At 61.0% G+C, this 25109-nt stretch carries 22 protein-coding genes; 12 read left to right on the top strand and 10 right to left on the bottom strand.

Features of this window, described 5'->3' with window-relative positions:
* Positions 1–12: 12 nt before the first annotated feature.
* Entirely contained in the window at positions 13–1116 is a 1104-nt protein-coding gene (locus G9X68_RS21165; protein WP_171604102.1) for an extracellular solute-binding protein, read from the bottom strand.
* A 191-nt stretch (positions 1117–1307) separates the two neighbouring features.
* A complete protein-coding gene (locus G9X68_RS21160; RefSeq protein WP_017961343.1) occupies positions 1308–2180 on the bottom strand; it encodes a MurR/RpiR family transcriptional regulator in 873 nt (290 codons plus the stop codon).
* Between the two features lie 178 nt (positions 2181–2358).
* On the opposite strand from G9X68_RS21160, the gene G9X68_RS21155 reads away from it, so the two are divergent.
* The 6 genes from G9X68_RS21155 (at position 2359) to G9X68_RS21130 (ending at position 9985) form a co-directional block, all read left to right on the top strand.
* Positions 2359–3129 (top strand): N-formylglutamate amidohydrolase, encoded by a 771-nt coding sequence (locus tag G9X68_RS21155; RefSeq protein ID WP_171604356.1) that lies wholly within the window; start codon positions 2359–2361, stop codon positions 3127–3129.
* 119 nt (positions 3130–3248) lie between these two features.
* Positions 3249–4805: an amino acid permease gene (locus G9X68_RS21150; protein WP_171604101.1), complete on the top strand. Its 1557-nt coding sequence runs from the start codon at positions 3249–3251 to the stop codon at positions 4803–4805.
* 148 nt (positions 4806–4953) lie between these two features.
* On the top strand, positions 4954–6318 hold the full coding sequence (locus G9X68_RS21145; protein WP_171604100.1) for a glutamine synthetase family protein: 1365 nt from the start codon (positions 4954–4956) through the stop codon (positions 6316–6318).
* A gap of 203 nt (positions 6319–6521) precedes the next feature.
* The gene (locus tag G9X68_RS21140; protein ID WP_171604099.1) at positions 6522–7907 is read left to right on the top strand and encodes an aldehyde dehydrogenase family protein; all 1386 of its coding nucleotides are present in this window, start codon (positions 6522–6524) and stop codon (positions 7905–7907) included.
* Complete coding sequence (locus G9X68_RS21135; RefSeq protein ID WP_171604098.1) at positions 7904–9055, top strand: iron-containing alcohol dehydrogenase; 1152 nt, start codon at positions 7904–7906, stop codon at positions 9053–9055. Before G9X68_RS21140 ends, G9X68_RS21135 begins: the two co-directional genes overlap by 4 nt.
* 231 nt (positions 9056–9286) lie before the next feature.
* A complete protein-coding gene (locus G9X68_RS21130) occupies positions 9287–9985 on the top strand; it encodes a ParA family protein (RefSeq protein ID WP_171604097.1) in 699 nt (232 codons plus the stop codon).
* 58 nt (positions 9986–10043) lie between these two features.
* On the opposite strand, the gene G9X68_RS21125 is transcribed toward G9X68_RS21130, so the two are convergent.
* The 4 genes from G9X68_RS21125 to G9X68_RS21110 form a co-directional block, all read right to left on the bottom strand.
* Positions 10044–10799 (bottom strand): ABC transporter ATP-binding protein, encoded by a 756-nt coding sequence (locus tag G9X68_RS21125; protein ID WP_171604096.1) that lies wholly within the window; start codon positions 10797–10799, stop codon positions 10044–10046.
* Between the two features lies 1 nt (position 10800).
* Positions 10801–11640: an ABC transporter permease gene (locus G9X68_RS21120; protein ID WP_171604095.1), complete on the bottom strand. Its 840-nt coding sequence runs from the start codon at positions 11638–11640 to the stop codon at positions 10801–10803.
* Positions 11641–11661: 21 nt separating this feature from the next.
* A complete protein-coding gene (locus G9X68_RS21115; protein ID WP_171604094.1) occupies positions 11662–12630 on the bottom strand; it encodes an aliphatic sulfonate ABC transporter substrate-binding protein in 969 nt (322 codons plus the stop codon).
* Positions 12631–12813: 183 nt separating this feature from the next.
* Positions 12814–14214 carry a L,D-transpeptidase family protein gene (locus G9X68_RS21110; protein WP_171604093.1) on the bottom strand — a complete coding sequence of 467 codons (1401 nt, stop codon included), beginning with the start codon at positions 14212–14214 and terminating at the stop codon, positions 12814–12816.
* Positions 14215–14571: 357 nt separating this feature from the next.
* Between G9X68_RS21110 and G9X68_RS21105 the strand changes: the two genes are divergently transcribed.
* The 3 genes from G9X68_RS21105 to G9X68_RS21095 all read left to right on the top strand — a co-directional run bounded on the left by G9X68_RS21105 (position 14572) and on the right by G9X68_RS21095 (position 16237).
* Positions 14572–15411 carry an aldose 1-epimerase family protein gene (locus tag G9X68_RS21105; protein WP_171604092.1) on the top strand — a complete coding sequence of 280 codons (840 nt, stop codon included), beginning with the start codon at positions 14572–14574 and terminating at the stop codon, positions 15409–15411.
* 71 nt (positions 15412–15482) lie between these two features.
* Positions 15483–15821 (top strand): protein tyrosine phosphatase family protein, encoded by a 339-nt coding sequence (locus tag G9X68_RS21100; RefSeq protein ID WP_018446573.1) that lies wholly within the window; start codon positions 15483–15485, stop codon positions 15819–15821.
* A gap of 71 nt (positions 15822–15892) precedes the next feature.
* Positions 15893–16237: a RidA family protein gene (locus G9X68_RS21095; RefSeq protein WP_018446572.1), complete on the top strand. Its 345-nt coding sequence runs from the start codon at positions 15893–15895 to the stop codon at positions 16235–16237.
* Between the two features lie 188 nt (positions 16238–16425).
* On the opposite strand, the gene G9X68_RS21090 is transcribed toward G9X68_RS21095, so the two are convergent.
* The 4 genes from G9X68_RS21090 to G9X68_RS21075 are packed head-to-tail and all read right to left on the bottom strand — an operon-like array spanning position 16426 to position 21272.
* Positions 16426–18084 (bottom strand): thiamine pyrophosphate-binding protein, encoded by a 1659-nt coding sequence (locus G9X68_RS21090; protein WP_171604091.1) that lies wholly within the window; start codon positions 18082–18084, stop codon positions 16426–16428.
* A gap of 13 nt (positions 18085–18097) precedes the next feature.
* On the bottom strand, positions 18098–19300 hold the full coding sequence (gene caiB, locus G9X68_RS21085) for a succinate--glutarate CoA-transferase (protein ID WP_171604090.1): 1203 nt from the start codon (positions 19298–19300) through the stop codon (positions 18098–18100).
* Positions 19301–19338: 38 nt separating this feature from the next.
* The gene (locus G9X68_RS21080; protein WP_171604089.1) at positions 19339–20295 is read right to left on the bottom strand and encodes a DMT family transporter; all 957 of its coding nucleotides are present in this window, start codon (positions 20293–20295) and stop codon (positions 19339–19341) included.
* Between the two features lie 32 nt (positions 20296–20327).
* Positions 20328–21272, bottom strand: a complete 945-nt coding sequence (locus tag G9X68_RS21075) for an alpha/beta fold hydrolase (RefSeq protein ID WP_171604088.1) — start codon at positions 21270–21272, stop codon at positions 20328–20330.
* Positions 21273–21431: 159 nt separating this feature from the next.
* Between G9X68_RS21075 and G9X68_RS21070 the strand changes: the two genes are divergently transcribed.
* The 3 genes from G9X68_RS21070 to G9X68_RS21060 all read left to right on the top strand — a co-directional run bounded on the left by G9X68_RS21070 (position 21432) and on the right by G9X68_RS21060 (position 25108).
* Complete coding sequence (locus G9X68_RS21070; protein WP_171604087.1) at positions 21432–22172, top strand: ribonuclease T2 family protein; 741 nt, start codon at positions 21432–21434, stop codon at positions 22170–22172.
* 98 nt (positions 22173–22270) lie between these two features.
* Entirely contained in the window at positions 22271–23920 is a 1650-nt protein-coding gene (ettA, locus tag G9X68_RS21065) for an energy-dependent translational throttle protein EttA (RefSeq protein WP_018242886.1), read from the top strand.
* 162 nt (positions 23921–24082) lie between these two features.
* Positions 24083–25108 (top strand): ArsR/SmtB family transcription factor, encoded by a 1026-nt coding sequence (locus G9X68_RS21060; protein ID WP_171604086.1) that lies wholly within the window; start codon positions 24083–24085, stop codon positions 25106–25108.
* The last annotated feature ends 1 nt before the right edge of the window (position 25109 follow it).

Raw genomic sequence — 25109 nt, 5'->3', positions numbered from 1 at the left:
CAGGATCAAAGTTTACTGAACGTTGGCGCCGACGACGGAATCCCAGTTCTTGGTGATGGTTTCCTTGCCGGCGGCCTGCTCTTCCAGCGTCGGGAAGACAGCCTTTTCATAGGCTGCTGCCGGCGGCAGCTTGTCGAGCAGTTCCTTCGGGATCTTGTTGTTCTTGGCAAGATCGTTGAAACGGATCGGGTGGCAATAGCCCTTCAGCCAGCCGAGCTGACCTTCGTCGGAATAGAGATATTCCATCCAGAGCTTGGCAGCGTTCGGGTGCGGAGCGAAGGCGGAAATCGCCTGAACGTAGACGCCGGCTACGACGCCGGTCTTCGGAACGACAACCTCGAAGGGAGGATTGCCCTTCAGGCCTTCGCCCCACGAGAGGGCGTTGTAGTCCCAGGCGATGACGATCGGCGTGGAGCCCTGCGCGAAGGGAGCAGCCTTGCCGACGACCGGCACGAAATTGCCGCTCTTGTTCAGTTCGGCGAAGAACTTCAGGCCTTCCTCGGCTGCCTTGGCCGCGTCGCCGCCGGATGCGGAAAGACCAGCGGCGTAGACGCCCTGGACAGCCTGGTTGGCGCTGCGCGGATCGCCTGCGAGGGCGACGGTGTTTGCATAGTCGCTCTTCTTCAGGTCGGCCCAGTCGGCCGGCGATTCCTTGACGAGATCCTTGTTCACCAGGAACGCGAGAACGCCGTAATAGTCGCCGTACCAGTAACCTTCAGAATCCTTTGCGGTATCCGGAATGGAATCCCAGGTGGAGACTTTGTAAGGCTGGATCAGGCCGTCTTTCTTGGCAGACGGGCCGAAAGAGAGGCCGACGTCGATGACGTCAGGAGCCTGCGGGCCGGTGTTGCCTTTGTTGGCCTTGATGGCTTCGATTTCGTCGCCCGAACTTGCATCCGGGTTCAGTTCGTTGACCTCGATGCCGTACTTGGCCTTGAAGCCGGCAATGACGTCGCCATAGCCGCACCAGCTGTGCGGAAGAGCGATCGTCGTCAAGCTTCCTTCTTTTTTGGCGGCGGCGATAAGCTCAGCGCTCGGCTCGGCGGCGGCAATCGCGGTCGAGGCCACGATCAGCGCAGTAGAAAGCGACAGAAGTCGAGAAATGTTAGAGATCACTGTTGTTCTCCTTCGGGTTTTCAGTGTCTGGCGATGCTGTTAATGAGATTACATGAAGCTTGTGTGACAGTTCGGTGACGTTAATTCTGCTGTGAATAGCGGGGGTTGCAACAAATGTTTTATTTGCGACAACGTCGTCTGGTTCCGCGAAAAATCCGTCATTGTTTTTCTTCTGTTTTAGTCTTGTCCTCCTAACCCGGTTTACGGAAAAGCCTGGTCTGCTCGAACAGGCCTTCCAGTGTCTTCATGCGCTCTTTCGTCTCGTCCCAGGTCGAATTCTGAACGGCCTCGATCAGCGCTTCGACGATGAAAAGGGTGACGACGGAGGAATCCCAGGCCGACGGCGCCTCGATCCGGACGCGGAAGGCATGCCTGGCGAGCTTGGCGGCCGGCGAACCCCACTGATCGGTGAAGACGATGATTTCGGCGCCGCGTTTGCGAGCGGCGGTCGCAAGGCTCACCATCTCCTGCTCATAGCGGCGGATGTCGAAGATGATCAGGATGTCGCCGGCATTCATGTTGAGGACATATTGCGGCCAACTGCTTGAATTCGACGATAGTAGCGTCGTTGCCGGCCGGATCACTTGCATATGGGTGAAGAAATATTCGGCAAGGGCGCCGGTGATGCGGCCGCCGACGAAATAAAGGCCGCGCTTGCGATCGGAGAGCAACGCGGCGACGCTGTCGAACGTCGCGGTGTCGAGATCTGTCAGCGTCTGGCGCAGATTGCCCATGATGGCATCGGCGAAACGGTTGAGAATATGGGTGCCCGGCGCGTTCTGCGCCCAGCGGTCGTGCTTGGCGATCGGGTTCGAGATCGTCGCCTCGACTTCCTGATGCAGATGCGCCTGAAAGTCCGGATAACCCTTGAAGCCGAGCTTCTGTACCATGCGCACGACGGTCGGCGTCGAGACGCCGGCGTTTTCGGCGATCGTGGTGATGCTGCCGAGGCCGGAGACCGGATAGTTGTCCAGCAGGCTTTCGGCCAGCTGCTTCTCGGCACGAGTCAACACCCCCAAATGCGAGTGTATGACGTCCGAAACCGTCTTCGACGCAACTGTCACTTAATATGCTCCCCGGGATGGTCTGGCGCCACTTTCCCACTCAAAGTTAACAACGCTGTCACAATCCATGTCAACCGCTGTCATGAAAAGAAATTTTCAGCCCATGCTTGACACTGGCCGAAACCTGAAGAATTCTTTTCTTCATCAAGAGTTTGTTAAGGGATAAGGAGTGGTGCCTTTGGTGCTGGCCCGGCCGAAGATCCTCAGCGAAGCGGACGGCGACTGCGTCGGGATCGAACGCATCCACGGCCCGAGCCCGGTGCTTCTTATCTGCGAGCACGCTTCGAATGCGCTTCCAGCTGTTTTCGGCGATCTCGGCCTACCCAGCGAAGCGCTCTCCAGCCACATTGCCTGGGACCCGGGCGCGCTGGCGGTCGCCCGCATCCTATCGGAAGCGCTCGACGCGACGCTCGTTTACCAGCGGTTCTCCCGGCTTATCTACGACTGCAATCGGCCGCCCAGTGCACCCGGCGCCATGCCGGAGACCAGCGAAGTTTACGCCGTTCCCGGCAACAAGGATTTGAGCCCTGAAGAACGGCTTGCGCGCACCGATGCGCTCTATGTACCTTTCCATGACGCTATTCGCGGGCTGATCCGCGATCGCCGGGCGAAAGGGCAGGACAGCATCATCGTGACGATGCACAGCTTCACGCCGGTCTATCACGGCCGCGAACGCGCCGTCGAACTCGGCATATTGCACGATGAGGACAGCCGGCTCGCCGACCGCATGCTGAGAGCCGCGGCCGAGGCGCCGCTTTACAGGACGGAACGCAACGAGCCTTACGGACCCGAGGATGGCGTCACCCACACGCTGATCCTGCACGGGCTTTCGAACGGCTTGCGCAATGTGATGATCGAGGTCCGCAACGACTTCATCGCAGACGATATCGGCCAAGGGGTCATGGCCGATTATTTGAAAAGGCTGCTCCAGCAAAGCCTGGACGGCTGAATAAAAAGAAGACTCGAGGGAGCAGTTTAACTGCGAACGTCCGCACGGCGAAAATGCCGCGGGCAATTGGCACTGAATCGGTCCGCAATCCCGCGGCCGGTCGTGAACAGGGGGAAGTCATGTCGGACTATACCGAACTGGACAAGAAGCAGGATGTGCACATCCTGCATTCCATGGGCTATGCCCAGGAACTCGAACGACGCATGAGTTCGTTCTCGAATTTCGCCGTTTCATTTTCCATCATCTGCATTCTCTCCGGCGGCATCAATTCGCTGGCGCAGGCGACCTCGGGTGCCGGCGGCGCCGCCATCGGCATCGGCTGGCCTGTGGGATGCTTCATCTCGCTCGTCTTTGCCGTCGCCATGGCGCAGATCAGCTCGGCCTATCCGACGGCCGGCGGGCTCTATCACTGGGGCTCGATCCTCGGCAACCGCTTCACCGGCTGGCTGACCGCCTGGTTCAACCTGCTTGGTCTCGTCACCGTGCTCGGCGCCATCAATGTCGGCACCTACTATTTCTTCATGGGTTCGTTCGGCACGAGCTATCTCGGGCTGACCGACTCGACGACGGTGCGCATCATCTTCCTCGTCATCATCACCGGTGCGCAGGCTCTCGTAAATCACATGGGCATCGGACTGACCGCGAAGCTGACCGATTTCTCGGGTTATCTCATCTTCGCGACCTCGATCGCGCTGGCGGTCGTCTGCCTCATCGCAGCGCCCTCCTACGAGATCGGTCGCCTCTTCACCTTCGCCAACTATTCCGGTGAAGCCGGCGGCAATGTCTGGCCGACCACCTCCGGCGCCTGGGTCTTTCTTCTCGGCCTGCTGCTGCCGATCTACACCATCACCGGCTATGATGCCTCGGCGCATACGTCGGAAGAGACGGTCAAAGCTGCCGAATCTGTCCCGCGCGGCATGGTCGCCTCGGTGCTCTGGTCGGCGCTTTTCGGCTACATCATGCTGTGCGCCTTCGTCCTCATGCTGCCGAACATGGACGATGCGGCAAAGCAGGGCTGGAACGTGTTCTTCTGGGCGATGGACAGCCAGGTCAACCCGATCGTCAAGGACATTCTCTATCTCGCCATCCTGGTCAGCCAATGGCTGTGCGGCCTTGCGACCGTCACTTCGGTCTCGCGCATGATCTTCGCCTTCTCGCGTGACGGCGGTCTGCCGGCATCGAAGGCCCTTTCGAAGGTCAGCCCGCAATACCGCACGCCGGTGGCTGCGATCTGGACCGGCTCGATCCTGTCGGTTCTGTTCGTCTGGGGTTCCTCGCTCGTTTCGATCGGCGACACGCCGGTCTACACGATCGTCGTCTCGTGCACGGTCATCTTCCTGTTCTTCTCCTTCGCGATCCCGATCACGCTCGGCCTGTTCGCCTGGGGCACGTCGAAGTGGGACAAGATGGGGCCGTGGAACCTCGGCGAAGGCGTCTTCAAGCTCTTTGCCGTGCTGACCATCATCGCAATGATCCTGATCTTCATCCTCGGCATTCAGCCGCCGAACGAATGGGCGCTCTACATCACCGTCGGTTTCCTGGTGCTGACGGCAATCGTCTGGTTCGGCTTCGAAAGCCGCCGCTTCAAGGGGCCGCCGATCGGTGCCGAAGTGGCAAAGCGCCAGGCCGAGATCGCGGCCGCCGAAGCAGCCGTCGGCGAAAGTGGCGAAAACTAAGCACCGAGGCTTCCCTCTCAAATGGCGGGGCCGCATCCTGCGGCCCCATCACCGGTTCAACGAAAAGGCATCGGGCCGTGATACCAGGCCGAGCGGATGCGATTTCGTTGCCCCGATTTTATCAATCCCTATTTCAGGCGGATCAATCATGAGCAGCTACACAATCGACGATCTCAGGAAGGATGTTGCCGAAGGGCGCATCGATACGGTTCTGGCCTGCCAGGTGGATATGCAGGGCCGGCTGATGGGCAAGCGTTTCCAGGCGGAATATTTCGTCGAGAGCGCCTGGAAGGAAACGCACAGCTGCAATTACCTGCAAGCGACTGATATGGAGATGGAGACCGTCTCCGGCTACAAGGCGACGAGCTGGGAGAAGGGTTACGGTGACTACACGATGAAGCCGGATCTGGCGACACTGCGCCGCATTCCCTGGCTCGACGGCACGGCGCTGGTGCTCTGCGACGTGCTCGACCATCATACCCATGAGGAGGTCGCCCACTCGCCGCGCGCGATCCTGAAGAAGCAGGTGAAGCGGCTCGAGGATATGGGCATGAAGGCCTATATGGCCTCCGAGCTCGAATTCTTCCTGTTCGACCAGAGCTACGAGACGGCGCAGGCTTCCGGCTACCGCAATCTCAAGCTCGCCAGCGCCTATAACGAGGATTACCACATCTTCCAGACCACCAAGGAGGAAGAGGTGATGCGGGCGATCCGCACTGGGCTGCAGGGCGCCGGCATTCCGGTCGAGAACTCCAAGGGCGAGGCTTCGGCCGGCCAGGAGGAGATCAACGTGCGCTACGCCGATGCGCTCGCCATGGCCGACCGGCACGCGATCATCAAGAACGGCTGCAAGGAGATCGCTTGGTCGAAGGGCAAGGCCATCACCTTCCTCGCCAAGTGGAATTACAACGCTGCCGGCAGTTCCTCGCATATCCACCAGTCGCTCTGGAGCCTGGAGGAGAAGCCGTTGTTCTTCGACCATACCGGCAAATACGGCATGTCGCCGCTGATGCACAATTACGTCGCCGGGCTTCTCGCGCATGCGAGCGAGATCACCTATTTCCTGGCGCCCTACATCAACTCCTACAAACGCTTCATGGCCGGCACCTTTGCGCCGACCAAGGCGATTTGGAGCAAGGACAACCGCACCGCCGGCTACCGGCTCTGCGGCGAGGAGACCAAGGGAATCCGTATCGAGTGCCGCGTCGGCGGCTCCGATCTCAATCCCTATCTCGCCTTCGCGGCGCTGCTTGCCGCCGGCATCGACGGCATAGAGAACAAGCTCGAACTCGAGGCGCCCTTTGTCGGCGACGCCTATGGCGGCAAGGATATTCGCGAGATCCCGCGCACCCTGCGCGCGGCCACGGCGGCGATGACGGAATCGGCGATGCTGCGCAAAGCCTTCGGCGACGACGTGATCGACCATTACACCCGCGCTGCCGAATGGGAACAGGAGGAATATGATCGCCGCATCACCGACTGGGAAGTGGCGCGGGGTTTCGAAAGGGCTTAATAGGCATTTCGTGGGTTTGCCCCTCACCCTAACCCTCTCCCCGTTCTGACGGGGAGAGGGGACGTGCCCTGCGCGGGATTTGCGGTTGACGAAAGCGGTGCTGCGTAGTCCCTTCTCCCCGCGTGCGGGGAGAAGGTGCCGGCAGGCGGATGAGGGGCGGTCGCCCACACACATTTTGAAGAATACGAGGACAGGAATAGATCATGGCAATGATCCAATGCATTTCACCGGTTGACGGCTCGATCTATGCCGAGCGTCCGGCACTTTCGCTCGATGCCGCGAAGGATGCGGTGGCGCGTGCCCGCAAGGCGCAGAAGGCCTGGGCGAAACGGCCGCTTGAAGAGCGCGTGCAACTGGTGCTGAAGGGTGTGGCGCGGCTGAACGCGATGTCCGACGTCGTTGTGCCTGAACTCGCCTGGCAGATGGGCCGGCCGATCAAGTATGGCGGCGAATACAAGGGTTTCAACGAGCGCTCCAACTATGTCGCTTCGATCGCGGCGGATGCGCTGGCGCCTGTTGTGGTCGAGGAGAGCGAGCGTTTCGAGCGTCGCATCGAGCGCGAGGCGCATGGCGTCGTCTTCGTCGTCGCACCGTGGAACTATCCCTATATGACGGCGATCAATACGATCGCGCCGGCGCTGATGGCCGGCAACACCGTGGTGCTGAAGCATGCCTCGCAGACGCTTGTTGTCGGTGAGCGGCTGGTGCAGGCCTTCATCGAGGCTGGCGTTCCCGAGGATGTGTTCCAGAACGTCTTTCTCGACCATGAAACGACATCGGCGCTGATTGCCGCCGGCAGCTTCAATTTCGTCAACTTCACCGGATCGGTCGAAGGCGGGCGGTCGATGGAGCGGGCCGCCGCCGGCACCTTCACCGGTCTCGGCCTCGAACTCGGCGGCAAGGATCCGGGTTACGTCATGGAAGACGCCGATCTCGAGGCGGCCGTCGACACGCTGATGGACGGCGCGACCTATAATTCCGGCCAGTGCTGCTGCGGCATCGAGCGCATCTACGTGCATGAATCGCTTTATGACGCCTTCGTCGAGAAATCGGTTGCCTGGGTATCGAACTACAAGCTCGGCAATCCCCTTGATCCCGAGACGTCGCTCGGGCCGATGGCGCATATGCGCTTCGCCAAGGTGGTGCGCGAGCAGATCGCCGACGCGGTTTCCAAGGGCGCCAAGGCGCTCGTCGATCCCAAGCTTTTTCCTCAGGATGACGGCGGCGCCTATCTGGCACCGCAGGTTCTCGTCAATGTCGACCATTCCATGGCCTTCATGCGCGAAGAGACTTTCGGCCCGGCGGTCGGCATCATGAAGGTGAAGAGCGACGAAGAGGCACTCGCTTTGATGAACGACAGCCAGTACGGGCTGACGGCCTCGCTCTGGACCAAAGATGTCGAGCGGGCAGGGCGGCTCGGCCGCGAGATCGAAACCGGCACCGTTTTCATGAACCGCGCTGATTATCTCGATCCGGCGCTCTGCTGGACCGGCGTCAAGGAGACCGGCCGCGGCGGTTCGCTGTCGATCATCGGCTTCCACAATCTGACGCGTCCGAAATCCTTCCATCTGAAGAAAGTCACAGCATGAGCAGCAACATCATCGCAAACTGGAGCTATCCGACATCGGTCAAGCTCGGCCGGGGCCGCATCACGGAACTGGCCGACGCCTGCAAGAGCCTCGGCATCAAGAAGCCGCTGCTCGTCACCGACCGTGGCCTTGCCTCGATGGCAATCACCAAGACTGCGCTCGATATTCTCGAAGATGCCGGCCTCGGCCGGGCGATCTTTGCCGATGTCGATCCGAACCCGAACGAGAAGAACCTCGAAGCCGGCGTCAGGGCTTTCAAGGATGGCGGCCATGACGGCGTCGTCGCCTTCGGCGGCGGCTCCGGCCTCGATCTCGGCAAGTGCGTCGCCTTCATGGCCGGCCAGACGCGGCCGGTCTGGGACTTCGAAGATATCGGTGACTGGTGGACGCGTGCGAGCCTCGAGGGCATCGCCCCGATCGTCGCGGTGCCGACAACGGCAGGCACCGGTTCGGAAGTCGGGCGCGCCAGCGTCATCACCAATTCCGAAACGCATGTGAAGAAGATCATCTTCCATCCGAAGTTCCTGCCTGGTGTCGTCATTTCAGATCCGGAACTGACGGTCGGCATGCCGAAGATCATCACGGCCGGCACCGGCATGGATGCTTTCGCCCATTGCCTGGAGGCCTATTCCTCGCCCTTCTATCACCCGATGTCAGCCGGCATCGCGCTCGAAGGCATGCGGCTCGTCAAGGAATTCCTGCCGCGCGCCTATAGGGAAGGCACGGATCTGGAAGCTCGCGCCAACATGATGGCCGCCGCCGCCATGGGTGCGGTGGCCTTCCAGAAGGGGCTCGGCGCCATTCACGCGCTGTCGCACCCGATCGGAGCTGTCTACAACACCCATCACGGCATGACCAACGCGGTGGTGATGCCGGCGGTGCTGCGCTTTAACCGGAAGGCAATCGAGGAGAAGATCGGCCGTGCCGCGGCCTATCTCGGCATTTCGGGCGGTTTCGACGGATTCTACGATTATGTGCTGAAGCTCCGCTCCGAACTCGGCGTGCCGGAGACGCTGTCGGCGATGGGAATCGCCGCCGACCGCATCGACGAATTGTCGGCCATGGCGATCGAAGATCCGAGCGCCGGAGGCAATCCGGTTGCAATGACACTCGAAAATACCAAGGTGCTTTTCAGGGATTGCTTCTGACAATATAAAAGCGGACCTACAGACTGGCCTGGAAAACCTTGGTTTTCCAGGCTTTTTTCGTTTCGGCGGCATCCCTATTTTTAGGGATGTGAAAAATACCGGCTGCAATTTCGCCGCGCGTGTTTCGAATTTGTTAACCATGATTAGAAAGGATGGATTAACCGCACGATGCTCCGACGGGTGCGTAAAAGAGCGATTCCAGCTCGCACCATTTCCTTCCGAGGACCGAACATGCCTGTTATCACATTCGCAAATACCAAGGGCGGCGCCGGCAAGACGACCGCTGTTCTGCTGCTCGCGACCGAGCTTGCCCGCAAAGGTTATCGCGTCACCATTCTCGACGCCGACCCGCAGCACTGGATTTCGCGCTGGCACGAAATATCAGGTCATGTGGCCAATCTTTCGGTGATCGATTTCGTGACAACTGCGTCGCTGCCGCTACATATCAGCGAGAACAAGCACAACACCGACTATTTCATCGTCGACCTGCCGGGTGCGCGCAATCCGCTGCTTGCCACCGCCGTCGGCCTTTCCGACCATGTGCTGATCCCCATTCAGGGCTGTGCGATGGATGCGCGCGGTGGCGCGCAGGTGCTCGAACTACTGCAGTATCTGGATGAGAAGGCCGGCATCAAGATCGGCCATTCGGTGGTGCTCACCCGTGTCAATTCGATGGTGACGACGCGGGCGCTGCAAGTCGTCAAGTCGCTGCTCAGCGAGCGGCACGTGCCGGTGCTGGATACCGCGATTATCGAACGCTCCGCCTTCCGCGACATCTTCGACTGTGGCGGCACACTGCACACGATCGACCCCACACGCGTCAGCAACCTCGACAAGGCGCGGGAAAACGCCACCTGTTTTGCCGAGGAAATGATGCGCAAGCTGCCGGTCAGGCTGACGGCCTCGGCCCGCATGGCGACCGCCGCCTAACCGTTTCCCGTATTGTCGAACAAAATGCGTCCGGTTCGCCCGCGACGCATTTCGTTTTTCAGGCACTCGCCGAGCGGCTGCCATTGTTGAGGGAACGGGCCAGGAGATCGGAAAGGCGCCTTTTGACAGCGGCAAATTCGTCGGACATGCGATTGCGTTGCCGCGGCAAGCCCATGTCGACCACTTCGAGAATGCGTCCCGGCCAGGGGCTCATCACGACCACGCGATCCGCTAGAAAAGCTGCCTCTTCGATGTCATGGGTGACCAGTAGCATCGTCGTGGCATTCACCTGCCAGAGGTCGATCAAATGATCCTGGAGATCAACACGCGTCATCGCATCAAGCGCGGAGAAGGGCTCGTCCAACAAAAGTACGGCCGGCTTCGTAACGAGTGCGCGCGCCAAGGCCACGCGTTGCGCCTGCCCGCCGGACAGCTCTTTGATCCAGCGCTTCTCGTAGCCACGAAGGCCGATCTTCTCCAGGGCCGCCGATACCTGCTCATCCCGTTCGCTGCTTGGGAGATGTCGCAGGCCGAAACCGATATTGTCCGCGACTCTCAGCCAGGGAAAGAGCCGAGGCTCCTGGAAGACGATGTTCACCAACGAGTCCGGCTCCGTCAGCCGCCGTCCCTGCGAGCTGATTTCGCCATGTGTCGGGGCTTCGAGGCCTGACAAGAGCCTCAGAAGAGTGCTCTTGCCACAACCCGAGCCGCCGATGACTGCCACCAGTTCTCCCTTTCCGATGCTCAGGGAAAAGTCTTGCAGCGCGTGCGTTCCGTTGGGATAGACCTTGGATAGCGAGCGGATCTCGAGCATGTCAGATCCCGCTCGTATGGCTGTCACGCCAGCGCAGAAATGGTCTGGTCGCAATCAGAAGCAGGCTGTCGGTCGCCTTGCCGACAATGGCAAAGATCAAGATAGCCGCCAGGATTTGATCCGGTTTTCCGAGCTGCTGACCATCCACCAGGAGATATCCCAGGCCCTCCGACGCGCCCATGAATTCCGCCGCGACAACGAACATCCAACCGAGACCAAGGCCGGCGCGCAGAGCCAGAATAAAGTCCGGAAGGACCGCCGGCAGCAGAATCAGACGAATGAGTTCGAACCCCGAAAGCCGGAAGACGCGACCGACTTCGACGATGCGCCTGTCGACGCCGATGACCGCGCCATAGACCCCGAGATAGACCGGGAAGAAGACGCCGACGGCAATCAAGGCGACTTTGGAGGCCTCGAAAATGCCGAACCACAGGATGAAGAGCGGCACCCAGGCAATCGAAGGAATCGCTCTCAGGGCCTGCAGTGTCGGATCGAGCAGGCGCGCCAGCAGTTTGGAGTAGCCTGTCAGCGCCCCGAGCACAGTCCCCGCCAGGGACCCGAAGGCAAAACCGATCGCCACTCTGCGCAGCGTCGCACCGACATGGGTAGCCAGATCGCCGGATCCGGCCAGCGTATAGACCGTATAAAGAATCTTCGAGGGCGGAGGCATCAAGCGGCCGCCGACTATCCCTGTGCGGACGAGGATCTCCCAGGCGGCAAACAATGCGATTGGAAACACGATCCCGACGATCGGGTGATCGAAAGGCGAGACCCGGCGCTGCCGGGTCTCCCGTTCTGTTTCGGTATTGCGCCATGACAGCGCGATGTCGACCAACGACATGGGAATGTGTTTCCTATCGCTTCATTGGCCGAGAGCGGCGGAGGCGAAGCTGGGATCGATCAGCGTGGAGACGACCGTTTTGACATCGACATCCGCCTTGATGACATCCGCCTTTTGCAGAGCAAGACCTGCGGCTTCGATCGTCTCGCGCTGGGCATCGCCGATCACGGAATAGCCGAGGTTCGTGCGCTCCAGCTGGCGCTCAATTACGGTATCGGGCAGCTTGGTGGCGGCAACTAGGGCGGCTTTGAGCTTTGCCGGATCTTTCAGAGCCTCAGTGCGCGCCTTCTCGTAAGAGGCAAGCACGCGTTTAACGATGTCCGGATGCGCGGCGGCAAACTCCTCGCGCACGTTGAGAACGCCCCAGCTGTTATTCTCCGGCTTGCGATAAAAGAGAATATCGCCATCTTCGATCTCGGCGGAGGCCATGATCGGATCGAGGCCCGCCCAGGCATCGACGTCCCCCCGCTTCAGAGCAAGGCGGCCGTCCGCATGCTGGAGCAGAACAAGCGAAACATCCTTTTCGGTGAGACCTGCATCGGCGAGCGCGCGTACCAGGAAAATATGCGGATCGGTGCCGCGCGTCACGGCGATGGACTTGCCCTTGAGGTCCTCGACCTTGGCAATGCCGGTATCCTTGCGCGTTACGAGCGCGGTCCATTCCGGACGCGAATAGACATAGATGGATTTGATCGGGTTGCCGTTGACCCGGCCGATCAATGCAGCCGCACCCGCGGTCGAGCCAAAGTCGAGGGAGCCGGCATTCAGGAATTCCAGCGCCTTGTTGGAGCCTGCGGACTGGACCCAGGTTATCTTGATCCCGTCCTTTTCGAATTCCTTTTCCAGGATGCCTTCATCCTTCAGAATAAGGCTGACCGGGTTGTAGGTTGCCCAGTCCACGCGAATTTCCGAGACATCGGCAGCCCGCGCCGTGCCGATTGCGACCAAACCCGCGAACACGCTCAAAGCCAAGCGAACAAACGATTTCATACGACCTCCTAAATGTCAGGAGATGAAATCTACAGATTTAATAGCTTTTGGCGCGCTTTCAGGTTCTAAACTTTGAAACGGGAGAGCAAATTTGAACTGCCGCCGCGGTCGCCGCTAGATTGTTGTGTCAAAAAGCGGACGTGGCGTGGCCGCGTCACGGTTAATGACGACGCGTTGCTGTAGTCAGTCGACGAATTCGACCGTCACGCCCGGCTTGACCATCTTGGCAAGCTCGGTGGCATCCCAGTTGGTCAGGCGGATACAGCCGTGGCTCTGAGTGCGGCCGATCTTCGAGGGCTCGGGCGTGCCATGAATGCCGTAGGTCGGCTTGGAAAGCGCCATCCAGACGGTGCCGACGGGACCGTTCGGGCCGGGCGGAATGTTCAGGATCTTATCATTGGCGCCCTGCTGGAAATTGATCTTCGGATTGTAGGTGTAGCCGGGATTGAGGGCGACGCGCTCGACGTTGACCGTGCCTGACGGAGAGGGGGTATCGGTGGAGCCGATCGACGCCGGATAGGCGGCGAGGAGATTGCCGGCGCCGTCATAAGCGAAGACCTGCTTACGCCCCTTGTCGGCGATGATACGGGCGACCGCGCCGCTCTTCGGCTCTCCCGGATTGACGACCTTGATGACGGTGCCGGGAACGGTGAAGTCGGCGCCGGGGTTCATCTCCTTGAGGAAAGCCTCATCCATGTGGAAACGCTCGGCCAGCATTTCGGTGGTCGAGGTGTAAGCCAGCGACGGCAGCAGCGCCTTATGCGAATAGTCTTCCGGAATCTCGGCGACGAAAGGTCCGGCCGCATCGGCCGGCGTGATCGTATAGCTGACGACGGGCAGCCCGCCGGTCATGCGCAGCTCTTCCAGAATGGCGTCGGTGTTGTTCGGATCGAGCTTCGAGCCGGTCATCTGATCGTAGGCTAAGATCGCCTTGGTGACGTTCGAACCCATATGGCCGTCGATGACGCCGGGAGAGACGCCGGCGCGGTCGAGGAAGACCTGCAATGCGACGATCTCCGGCTTCGATTTGTTGTTCAGCGTGATGACAGGTTCATCGGGTGCGGCCTTCGGCTGATCGGCGGGCGGGATCTGCTGGTCGGGATCGATCGAGGCATAATCGTCGCCGGGCTGCGGATTGCCGATGCTGTTATCCTCGGGATAGGGCTGGTCACCGAGCGGCTGTCGCTCGATCGCGGCATCGCGCGGAATGCCGCCGGTGACGGCGCCGCGCTCGGAATAACGCGTATCGCCGTCGGGATTGTTGTCGGAATAATAGGGGTCGTTGCCGTATTGGTCGTTATAGACTTCGCGCGGGCCGGGCTGCGGCGGATAGTAGCCGCGGGCGCGCATCTCGGTGGCGACGACGTTGCCATAGTCGTCGATCAACACGCGATTGCCGCTACGGTCGCGGGCGTAGATATAGCCGGCTGGAACATAGTCGAGGATTTCGCCCCTCGGCGTCACAAGCACGATATCGCTCTGGCGGCGATCGCGGAACTGCTGCGCGCTTGCCTGCGGCGCTGTAGCCGCAAGAGCAGCCAGGACGGCCGCGAGACAAAATGCCGACTTCAAAAAGCGATCCACGTATCATACCTCGATCAGTGACTGGCAGACACACACCTGCGAATTTTGACGCTAGTGTGGAATTTATGAAAGCGTGCTGAACAAAATATGAAAATCACTAAGATTTCCTTTTACTGATAAACGTTTGCGTCCTTGTGTCAGTTCCGCAAAATTCACGGTTGCTGCAAAAACACAAGATAGGAGCCGCACCGATTGACGAATGGCGGCGTGAAACCTAACGCTAGCGTATCGTCCTTTCCGAGATCGGAACCGATTTTCGGAAAGGACGATACGAGGATTCAAAGAGTTAGAGCGTCCTTCGTGGCGATCCGGAAGGCGCACGGCGCTAAAGAGTCGATAATCCCTGAGGAGACCGTGATGATCGAATTTGCCGCCGCAAGCGGGCCACGCCTGATGCTGGATGAAACATCGGTGCTGGATATCGGCGGATGCATCGTCGAAGGCGTCGACATCGCGCCGAAACGCGCCATTCCCGACGACGGCGATCCGCGAATCGATCACTCGCTCGAAGGCTTCCTGTTCACCTGCGGGCCGGACCATATCCGCCACCGCCAGCCGATCGCCGGCCGGGACGACGGCAAGGTCTATCCGCTGCACGGATCGGCCTCCGGTCATGCGGCAAAGGTGCTGTGGACGAAGTTCGAGAACGCCAATGCCGAATGCCGCGCCGATATCGACATCACCACCGTCGAGGGACTGCCGCAGCGCATCGAGCGGCTGTGGCGGATCGATGGTGCGACCGGCGAGGTGCGGCTCGAGGACCGGGTCGTCAATACAAGCGATCGGACGGTGCCGACCTTCCTCATGTACCACATGAACACCGGCGGCAAATGGCTGGACGACGACACGCGGCTCGAAGGCCGGATGCTGGAAAATGGCGGTTTCCCCTGGACGTTCGGCGAGGAGCCGGGCGGCATCTTCTGCGTCGCGGCGCCGGCTGCGGAGGAGGGGTTCGCGGAGGTCCGTCTCGGACCGATCGCCGCGATCGGCGGCAGGACGCTGCGAGTGCGTTTCCGCGCCGACACGCTGCCCCATCTGCAGGTCTGGCGGAACCAGAAGGCGCCAGCCCACATCATCGGCATCGAGCCGGTGTCGCATCGGTGGGTCTCGCGCGACGAGCTTGAGGCAGCTGGTGAGTTCAACATGCTGGCGCCCGGCGAGAGCCGCAGCTATGCGCTGAGCTTTGCCTTCCTGTGAGCGAAGTGTTGTTGACGCTGGCAGACCTCCGTCGTAGACCTTCAGCCCACGATTTTTGAGGAGACAAGACGATGGATATTCGCCAGATCGACGATGAATATTCGGTTTCGGGCCAGATCACGCTGGACGAGCTCGACGAGATCAAGGCGCTGGGGTTCAAATCGATCGTCTGCCACCGCCCCGACCATGAAAGTCCCGACCAGACGTCGTTCTCCGTTATCGAGGCGCGCGCCAAGGAGCTCGGTCTCGAGATCGCTCATGTGCCGGTTGGACCGATGGGCGTGACCGAGGAAGCCGTGCAGGGCATGGTCGACGCGCTCGATGAATTCCCGCGGCCGATGCTCGGCTATTGCCGTTCCGGCGCACGCTCGACGGCGATTTACCAGAAGACCCACCATATCCGTAATTGAGCCCGGTTCCGGGCCGATTTTCCGGCGTTGAACCTCAGCGCCGTCACCTTTCATTCACTCAGGAGACTAGAATGAGCATTAAGCGTATCGACGTCGGCTCGCGCATGAGCGGCGCCGTCATTCACGGCAACACGGTCTATCTCGCAGGCCAGGTCGGCGAGGGCGAAAGCGTCACCGATCAGTGCAAGTCATCGCTTGCCGAAGTCGACCGTCTGCTGGCCGCATCAGGCAGCAGCAAGTCGAAGATCCTGCAGACGATCATCTACCTTTCCGACATCGCCGATTTCGCCGAGATGAACGCCGTCTGGGAAGGCTGGATCGATCCGGCCAATCCGCCGGCCCGCGCCACCAGCGAAGCCAAGCTCGCTGCGCCGAAATACAAGGTCGAGTTCATCATCACGGCGGCACTCGACTAAGGTCGCGGCAGCGCTATTCGTCAAAGCCGGTTAGGAAACTTGCCGGCTTTGATTGCTGACAAAGTCGACCGCTACTCTTTTCGTCATGCTCGGGCTTGTCCCGAGCATCTGCAGCCGCTGCAGCAGATCCTCGGCACGAGACCGAGTAAAGAATGAGGTTTGTCAACAGATTTGGCCAGTGGGGAAACTCACCGGCTTTTTGTTTGCGCGATTTCCGAGAGCGTGCGCGTCGGCGTGATCGCTTCGGGATCGAGTTTGATTTCGATGATTGCGGGCTTGCCGCTGGCGCGTGCCCGCTCGAAGGCGGGAGCGAAATCCGCCGTCGTCTCCACCGTCTCGCCATGGCCGCCATAGGCGCGAGCAAGGGCTGCGAAGTCGGGATTGGTCAGATCGGTGCTGCTGACGCGGCCGGGATACTCGCGCTCCTGATGCATGCGGATCGTGCCGTAGATGCCGTTGTTGACGACGACTGCGATGATCGGCAGACCGTAGCGGATGGCGGTGGCGAATTCCTGTCCGTGCATCAGGAAACAGCCGTCGCCGGCAAAGCAGATGACCTCGCGCTCGGGAAAGAGCCGCTTGGCGGCGACGGCGGCCGGCAGGCCGTAACCCATCGAGCCGGAGGTGGGGGCGGCTTGGGTGTTGAAGCGGCGGAAACGATGGAAGCGGTGGACCCAGGTGGCGTAGTTGCCGGCGCCATTGGTAAAGATCGCGTCCTGCCCGGTATTGGCCTCCAGCCACTCCATGATCGGCCCCATATGGACGGCGCCCGGACCTGTCGAAGGCGGCTTCGACCAGGCGAGATAGGCCCGGTGCATGCGTTCCGTGCGCTCCGCCCAGTGCGGCTCGGCCGGCGCTTCCAGATCGGCGAGCGCGGCCACGAAATCGGCAGCAGCGGCGCAGATGGCAAGATCCGGGCGATAGATGCGGCCAAGCTCGGAAGCGTCGGGATAGATATGCACCAGCGATTGCTGGGGGTAGGGGATATCGATCAGCGTATATGACGAGGACGGCATTTCCGACATGCGGCTGCCCAGCAGGATCAGCAGGTCGCTCTCCTTGATCTCCTTTGCCAGCGCCGGATTGATGCCGATGCCGACATCGCCGGCATAACAGGGATGCAGATGATCGAACAGCATCTGCCGGCGGAACGAGCAGCCGACCGGCAATTTGAAACGTTCGGCGAATATTGCAAAATCGGCGACGGCATCGGCATCCCAGCGTGTGCCGCCAAGGATCACCATCGGCCGCTCGGCTTTGAGCAGGCGCAGATAGAGATCGTCGACCTGGCTGCGACCGGGGTGGGCTTCGACGCCGACAAAGCGCTTTGCGCGGGGCGCCTCGACCTCATCGCGCAGCATGTCCTCCGGCAGCGTCAGCACGACAGGGCCGGGACGGCCGGAGGTTGCGATCGCAAAGGCGCGGGTGACGAACTCGGGAATGCGGGCAGCATCGTCGATCTCGCCCACCCATTTGGCGAATTCGGTGAAGGCGCGGCGGAACTCGACCTCCTGGAAGGCCTCGCGTTCTCTCGCTTCCCGCTGTACCTGGCCGATGAAGAGGATCATCGGGATCGAGTCCTGCTTGGCGATATGCAGGCCGGCGGAAGCGTTGGTGGCGCCGGGGCCACGGGTCACCATGCAAATGCCGGGTTCGCCGGTCAGCCTGCCCCAGCAATCCGCCATCATCGCCGCTCCACCCTCCTGGCGGCAGACGAGGACGTCGATATCGCTGTCGCGCAACGCGTCGAGCACGGCGAGGAAGCTCTCGCCGGGCACACAGGAGAGACGCTTGACGCCATTCGCCTTCAGCGCCTCGACGATCAGTTCCCCGCCCGTCTTCTTCATGACAATGCCTTCTTCATGACGATGCCTTCCTCTCGCGCTCGGCGAGTTCCGCCAGAATTTCTGCCTGGTGTTCGCCGAGACGCGGGCTCGGCCTGATATAACGCAGCGGCGTCTCCGACAGTACCACAGGCGTCCTGACACCGGGGATCACCGTTCCGGCTGCATCCGCAAGGTCGATGCGCAGGCCGCGGGCCTGCACCTGCGGATGGGCGAACATTTCCTCGATCGTGTTGATTGCGCCTGATGGAACCGCGTTCTCTTCACAGGCCTTCAGCAGATCCGTCTTCTGCCATTTCAGCGTTTCGGTGGAGACGAGGCGGCGCACTTCGCCGCGATTTGCGACGCGGGCCTTGTTGGTGGCGAAACGCTCGTCGCCGGCGATGGCCTCCAAGCCGAGGATGGTGCAGAGGCGGCGGAACTGGCCGTCGTTTCCAACGGCGAGAATGAGGTAACCATCCGCCGTCGGCACGACCTCATAGGGCGAGATATTGGGATGGGCATTGCCGAGGCGGGTCGGCGCCTCGCCGGAGACCAGGTAATTCATGTTCTGATTGGCGAGCACGGCCGATTGCACGTCGAGCAGGGCCATGTCGACCAACTGGCCTTCGCCTGATTTCAGGGCGTGGATCAGGGCGGCTTCGATCGCCGAGACGGCATAGATGCCGGTGAAGATATCGGCGATGGCGACACCTGCCTTCATCGGCTGGCCACCCGGCTCCCCAGTAATCGACATGAAGCCGGACATGCCCTGGACGATATAGTCGTAGCCGGCGAGGCTGGCATAAGGGCCGTTCTGGCCGAAGCCGGTGATCGAGCAATAGACGAGCTTCGGGTTCACCTTGCGCAGGCTGTCATAGTCGAGCCCGTATTTGGCGAGGCCTCCGAGCTTGAAATTCTCGATGACCACATCGGCGGTGGAGACGAGGCGGCGGACGAGATCCTGGCCTTCGGCGCTCTTCAGATCGGCGGTGACGGAGCGCTTGCCGCGATTGGCGGCGTGGTAATAGGCGGCCGAGAGATTTTCACCGTCGGCGCCCTCGACGAAGGGTGGCCCCCATTGGCGCGTGTCGTCGCCGCCGTCGGGATTTTCGACCTTGATGACGTCGGCACCGAGATCGGCGAGCATCTGTCCCGCCCAGGGGCCGGCGAGCACGCGGGCAAGCTCGATCACCCGGATGCCGGCGAGCGGCGGTTTTTTCGTCACGGTCTCCGTCATGTTCCTCCGGGCTCTCGTTCTTAGATCTGGGCTTAGATCTAGGGCGCCAGCGTCGCCTCTGATGTACCGGATACCGGTTTCGATGCAAAGCGGCGCTCGCGCCAGACAATGTAAAAGCCCGACGCCATGATAATCATGATGCCGAGCCATTTGACCGCATCCGGGAAGTCGCCAAAGACCAGCCAGGCGAAGATCGTCGCCGAGACGATCTCGAAATATTGCAGCGGCGCCAGCGTCGAGGCTGGTGCCGCGCGATAGGCGTAGACGCCAAGGATGCCCGCGATTGCGGCCATGGCGCCGACGCCGGCGAGATAGAACCAGGCGCGGCCTTCCGGCATGATCGGATCGAAGAGATCGGAGCCGGTTCCCTGGCCCAGGAACAGCAGGACGGCGCAGAAGAGCAGGCCCCAGATGCTCATCTGGAACTGCATCGCCCAAGGGTCCTCCCTGTGCGAGAGGACGCGGGTCATCAGGACGAAGATCGCGATGCAGAAGGCACTGACGACAGGCAGAAGCGCGATATAGCCCACCTCTTCGAAACTCGGCTGGATGATCAGCATCGCCCCGAAGAAACCGACGCCGCAGGCGGTATAGCGCCGCCAGCCGATGGTCTCCTTCAGGAAGATGCCGCCGAGGATCGTCAGAATGATCGGCTCGACGAAAAAGATCGCAATCGCGTCGGCGACCGCCATGTATTTCAGCGTGGTGACGAAGGAGATCATCGAGATCGTGATGATCGCGCCGCGGATTGCGTGGAACAGGCTCTGGCGCCAGGAGAAATCGGCGAAGCTGTGCCGCCATATTACAATCGGCAGCATGCAGATCGCCTGCACTGCAAAGCGGCCGGCGGTGATCTCCGCGGACGGGACTGTGACGATGGCAAGCTTGGCGAAAATATCGATGAGCGGCGAGAACATCACCGAGATAAACATCAGCACAAGCCCCATCGTCACGTCGGAGGCGGACGAAACGGGGCGGGCGGAGGTGCTGTTCATGATGAAGTCCCTGTACTCAGGATATTGGTCACTCAGGATATTGATCGCTCAGGATCTTGGACGGCCCTGTCGCACCAGTCCGCGAAGGCTGCAATCGCCGCATCCGCGCCGATCTCATTCAGTGTTTCGTGCCGCTTGTCCTGATATATCTCAGTGCTGATACGGGAGAAGCCTTGGCCTTTCAAATGGTTTGACAGCCAGAGCACGGCTTTTCCACGCTCCGTCGCCGGGTCTTCTCCGCCGCCGACGAGATGGATCGGCATGTCCCGCGGCAGCCGGTCGAGGTGGATTTTCTGCGGCGCGCGGAAGGTCAGCTCGAAGATGTCGAGCCAGAGAGAGACCGAGGCGTCGAAGCCGCAGAGCGGATCGGCGACATACTTGTCGACTTCATCAGGAAGACGCGACAGCCAGTCGAACTCGGTGCGGCGGCCGGGAATGGATTTGCCCCAGGTGCCGAAGGTGAGCTTCGGCAGCAAGCCGCTCGGCACGTCGGAGCCCTTCAGCATGCGCTCGGCAAGCAGGATCGCCTGGGCGGCGCGACCGGCAAAACCGACGGCGAAATTCGAATTCCAGACGGCTACGGCATCGAAGTCGGCCGGAGCGGTGACGGCAGCATTGAAGGCGATGAGGCCGCCCATCGAATGGCCGAAAAGGATCACCGGCAGGCCGGGATGGCGGGAGGCCGCATGGCCGCGCATGGCGATGACGTCGCCGATCACCCTTTCGACCCCACAGCGCCGGGCGAAGCGACCGATCGGCGCATCGGGTGCCGTCGTCTCGCCGTGGCCTCGATGATCATGGGCATAGACATGATATCCGCGCGCCGCCATCGCCTCGGCAAAGAAGCGGTATCGTTTCGAATGTTCGGCCAAGCCATGCGATATCAACAGGATGCCGCGCGCCGGATCGGCAGCCTCGGCATGGTGATAGGCCAGCGACGCCTCCGGCACGGCCAGCCTTTGCGTTTCAGGAAACATGTGGGTCCTCCCGGCGGCAACAGACCAGATCGCCGGGTAATTGCAACATGGGCATTTGATTATCTGATAACAATTTGCAGCCTTGTTGCGATTCAGGGTTGCGGCCTTTTGATTTTGATGCTTATTTGTTCCTGTATTGTTCTTTTTTTGGGGGTTGAAATGAGCAGCATGCAGTTGCGTACCTTGACGTTTGCCGTGTCGATGGTTGTTGCCGGCGCCGGCGTGGCGCAGGAGGGCGGCGGGCGCACCCGCTTCATTCTGGCGGCAAGCTGGCAGCCGGCCTTTTGTCAGACGAACCAGAAGAAAGCCGAGTGCGCGAGCCAAACCGGCGAGCGCCCCGACGCGACGAACTTTTCGTTGCACGGACTTTGGCCGATGCGGCAGGATTATTGCGGCGTGAGCGCCGAGCAGAAGGCCGCCGACAAGGATGGCGACTGGAACAAGCTGCCGGAGGTGACGCTTGCGGCCGAGACGAAGACGGCGCTGGCAAAGGCGATGCCCGGCACGCAATCCGGCCTGGAACGGCATGAATGGGTGAAGCATGGCACCTGCACGAAGATGAGCGCCGACGACTATTTCGGTGTCGGTATGCATCTCGTGGGCGCACTCAACGCTTCGGCCGTGCGTGATCTTTTCGCTGCCAATATCGGCAAGCCGGTCAAGGCCGACGCGATCAAGGCGGCTTTCGACAAGAGCTTCGGGCCGGGTGCCGGCGACCGCGTCAAGATGAGCTGCCGGCGGGCCGGCAATGTCAGGATGATCAGCGAGCTGACGATCGGGCTTTCGGAAGCCGCCGGGGCGGCATCGGCGAAGAGTGCCGGCCTTGCCGATCTGATCCAGGGTGCTGGAAAAACGTCGTTCGGCTGTGACGAGGGCGTCGTCGACGCTGCAGGCTTTTGACCGGAAATCCTGAGTAAACCGGGTTTCGGCGTTGCCCGCAGGCGCTGTTTCGCCTACATAGCGGCACAATCGAAGTTTCCCGCCCGGAGCAGCGCAGCATGGCACGTCAGTTCATCTATCATATGTCCGGCCTCAACAAGGCCTATGGCAACAAGAAGATCCTGGAGAATATCCACCTTTCGTTCTATCCGGATGCCAAGATCGGTATCCTTGGTCCGAATGGCGCGGGTAAATCCACCGTGCTGCGCATCATCGCAGGCCAGGACAAGGAGTATACCGGCGAAGCCTGGCTCGCCGAAGGTGCGACGGTCGGCTATCTGGAGCAGGAGCCGCATCTCGATCCCAACAAGACGGTGTTCGAGAATGTCATGGAAGGCGTTGCCTCGAAGACGGCCGTCCTCGATCGCTACAATGAATTGATGATGAACTATTCCGACGAGACGGCGGAAGAGGGCGCCAAGCTTCAGGACGTCATCGACAGCCAGAACCTCTGGGATCTGGAAAGCCAGGTCGAGATGGCGATGGAAGCGCTGCGCTGCCCGCCGCGCGACGCCGAAGTCACCAGCCTTTCCGGTGGCGAGCGCCGCCGTGTCGCGCTCTGCCGCCTGCTGCTTTCGCAGCCGGATCTGCTGCTGCTCGACGAACCGACCAACCACCTGGACGCCGAAACCATCGCCTGGCTCGAAAAACATCTGCGCGACTATCCGGGCGCCGTGATGATGATTACCCACGATCGCTACTTCTTGGACAACGTCACCGGCTGGATCCTCGAACTCGACCGCGGCCGTGGCATCCCCTACGAAGGCAACTACTCGGCCTACTTGCAGGCGAAAGCCAAGCGCATGCTGCAGGAAAGCCGCGAAGACGCATCGCGCCAGAAGGCGATCAGCCGCGAACAGGAATGGATCGCTTCCAGCCCGAAGGCCCGTCAGGCCAAGTCCAAGGCGCGTATCAAGTCCTACGAGCAACTGGTGGATGCCGCCGAGAAGCAGCGTCCCGGCGACGCGCAGATCATCATCCCGGTCAGTGAACGCCTCGGCCAGGTGGTCATCGAGATGGAAGGCATCACCAAGGGTTTCGAGGGCCGCACGCTGATCAACGATCTGTCGATCAAGTTGCCGCCGGGCGGCATCGTCGGCATCATCGGCCCGAACGGCGCTGGCAAGACGACATTGTTCAAGATGATCACCGGCCAGGAAAAGCCGGACGGCGGCTCGATCCGCATCGGCGAGACCGTGCATCTCGGTTATGTCGACCAGAGCCGCGACGCGCTTGCGGCTGACAAGACGGTCTGGGAGGAAATCTCCGGCGGCGCCGAAATCATCAAGCTCGGCAAGTTCGACATGAACTCCCGTGCCTATTGCGGCGCCTTCAACTTCAAGGGCGGCGACCAGCAGCAGAAGGTCGGCAATCTCTCTGGTGGTCAGCGCAACCGTGTTCACCTTGCCAAGATGCTGAAGGCCGGCGGCAATGTTCTGCTGCTCGACGAACCGACCAACGACCTTGATACGGAAACGCTGGGTGCCTTGGAAAACGCGCTGGAGAATTTCGCCGGCTGCGCCATCATCATCAGCCACGATCGCATGTTCCTCGACCGTCTGGCGACGCATATCCTCGCTTTCGAAGGCGACGGCCATGTCGAATGGTTCGAAGGCAACTTCGAGGATTATGAACAGGACAAGGTTCGCCGTCTCGGCCCTGACGCCCTCAACCCGGGCAGCCAGGCTCACAAGCGCCTGACACGCTGATTTCACCTATTTTTGCATGCGGAAGCCCCGGTTCGGCCGGGGCTTTTTCATGGTGCGCCTTGTCGCAATCTGAGCAGCCAATTTCGCGGAGAGTGCGAATTGCCGCTTGCCACCGCTTTTCAAATCACATAAAGATATCTTTATATCTTGATTGGATCGAAGATGAGCGAACCCTTGAAGCTTGGACTGGATGCGCTGGTGGACGTCTTGAAGGCGGCCGGCGAGCCCACGCGCCTGCGTCTTCTGGCGCTTCTTGACGGCGGCGATCTGACGGTGACCGATCTTACCGAAATTCTCGGCCAATCCCAGCCCCGCATCTCCCGCCACCTGAAGCTGCTTGGCGAGGCCGAACTGATCGAACGCTACCAAGAGGGCGCCTGGGCCTATTTCCGCCTCAAGCAGGACGGTAAGGCCGCCATGCTGGTGCGGGCGTTGTTGAAGCATGTTTCCGAGAACGATCCGACCATTCTTCGCGACGGCGAGCGGCTTTCGCAGGTCAAGCGCCAGCGCGCCGAGCGGGCGCAGGCCTATTTCAGCCGGAACGCGGCCGAATGGGACGAGCTTCGCCGCCTGCATGCGGCCGATGAGGAGGTCGACGCTGCCGTCATCCGGCTGCTCGGCAGCCAGCCGATCGACTCGCTGCTCGATCTCGGCACCGGCACCGGCCGCATCCTCGAACTCCTGTCCGGGCTCTACCGTCGGGCGACCGGCGTCGATGCCAGCCGCGACATGCTGAGCGTGGCGCGCGCCAATCTCTACAAGTCCCGCATCACCAAGGCCACCGTGCGCCACGCCGATATCCTGAACCTGCCGTTCGAGGGACAGGATTTCGATCTGGTGACGATCCATCAGGTGCTGCATTTCTTTGATCAGCCAGAGATTGCGATCGCGGAAGCGGCGCGCATGCTCCGGCCGGGCGGCCGGCTCGTGGTCATCGACCTTGCGCCGCACACGCTCGAATATCTCCGCGACGAGCATGCGCATGTCCGTCTCGGTTTTTCGCACCAGGCAATGTCCGACTGGTTGCGCAAGGCCGGGCTCGACGTCGAGCAGGTCGTCGATCTTCATCCGGGTCAGCAAAGCGGGCAGGGGTTGACGGTCACCGTCTGGCTCGCGCGTGATCCGAGGCGCCTCATGGCTTCGCAACTAAGCGAAGGCGCCGAACCTACATTTGCCGGGAGGGTATGAC

The organism is Rhizobium changzhiense, from assembly GCF_013087625.1.
Taxonomy (GTDB): Bacteria; Pseudomonadota; Alphaproteobacteria; order Rhizobiales; family Rhizobiaceae; genus Rhizobium; species Rhizobium sophorae.
The sequence above is the reverse complement of the archived record's forward strand: the minus strand, read 5'-3'. Positions and strand labels throughout refer to the sequence as shown.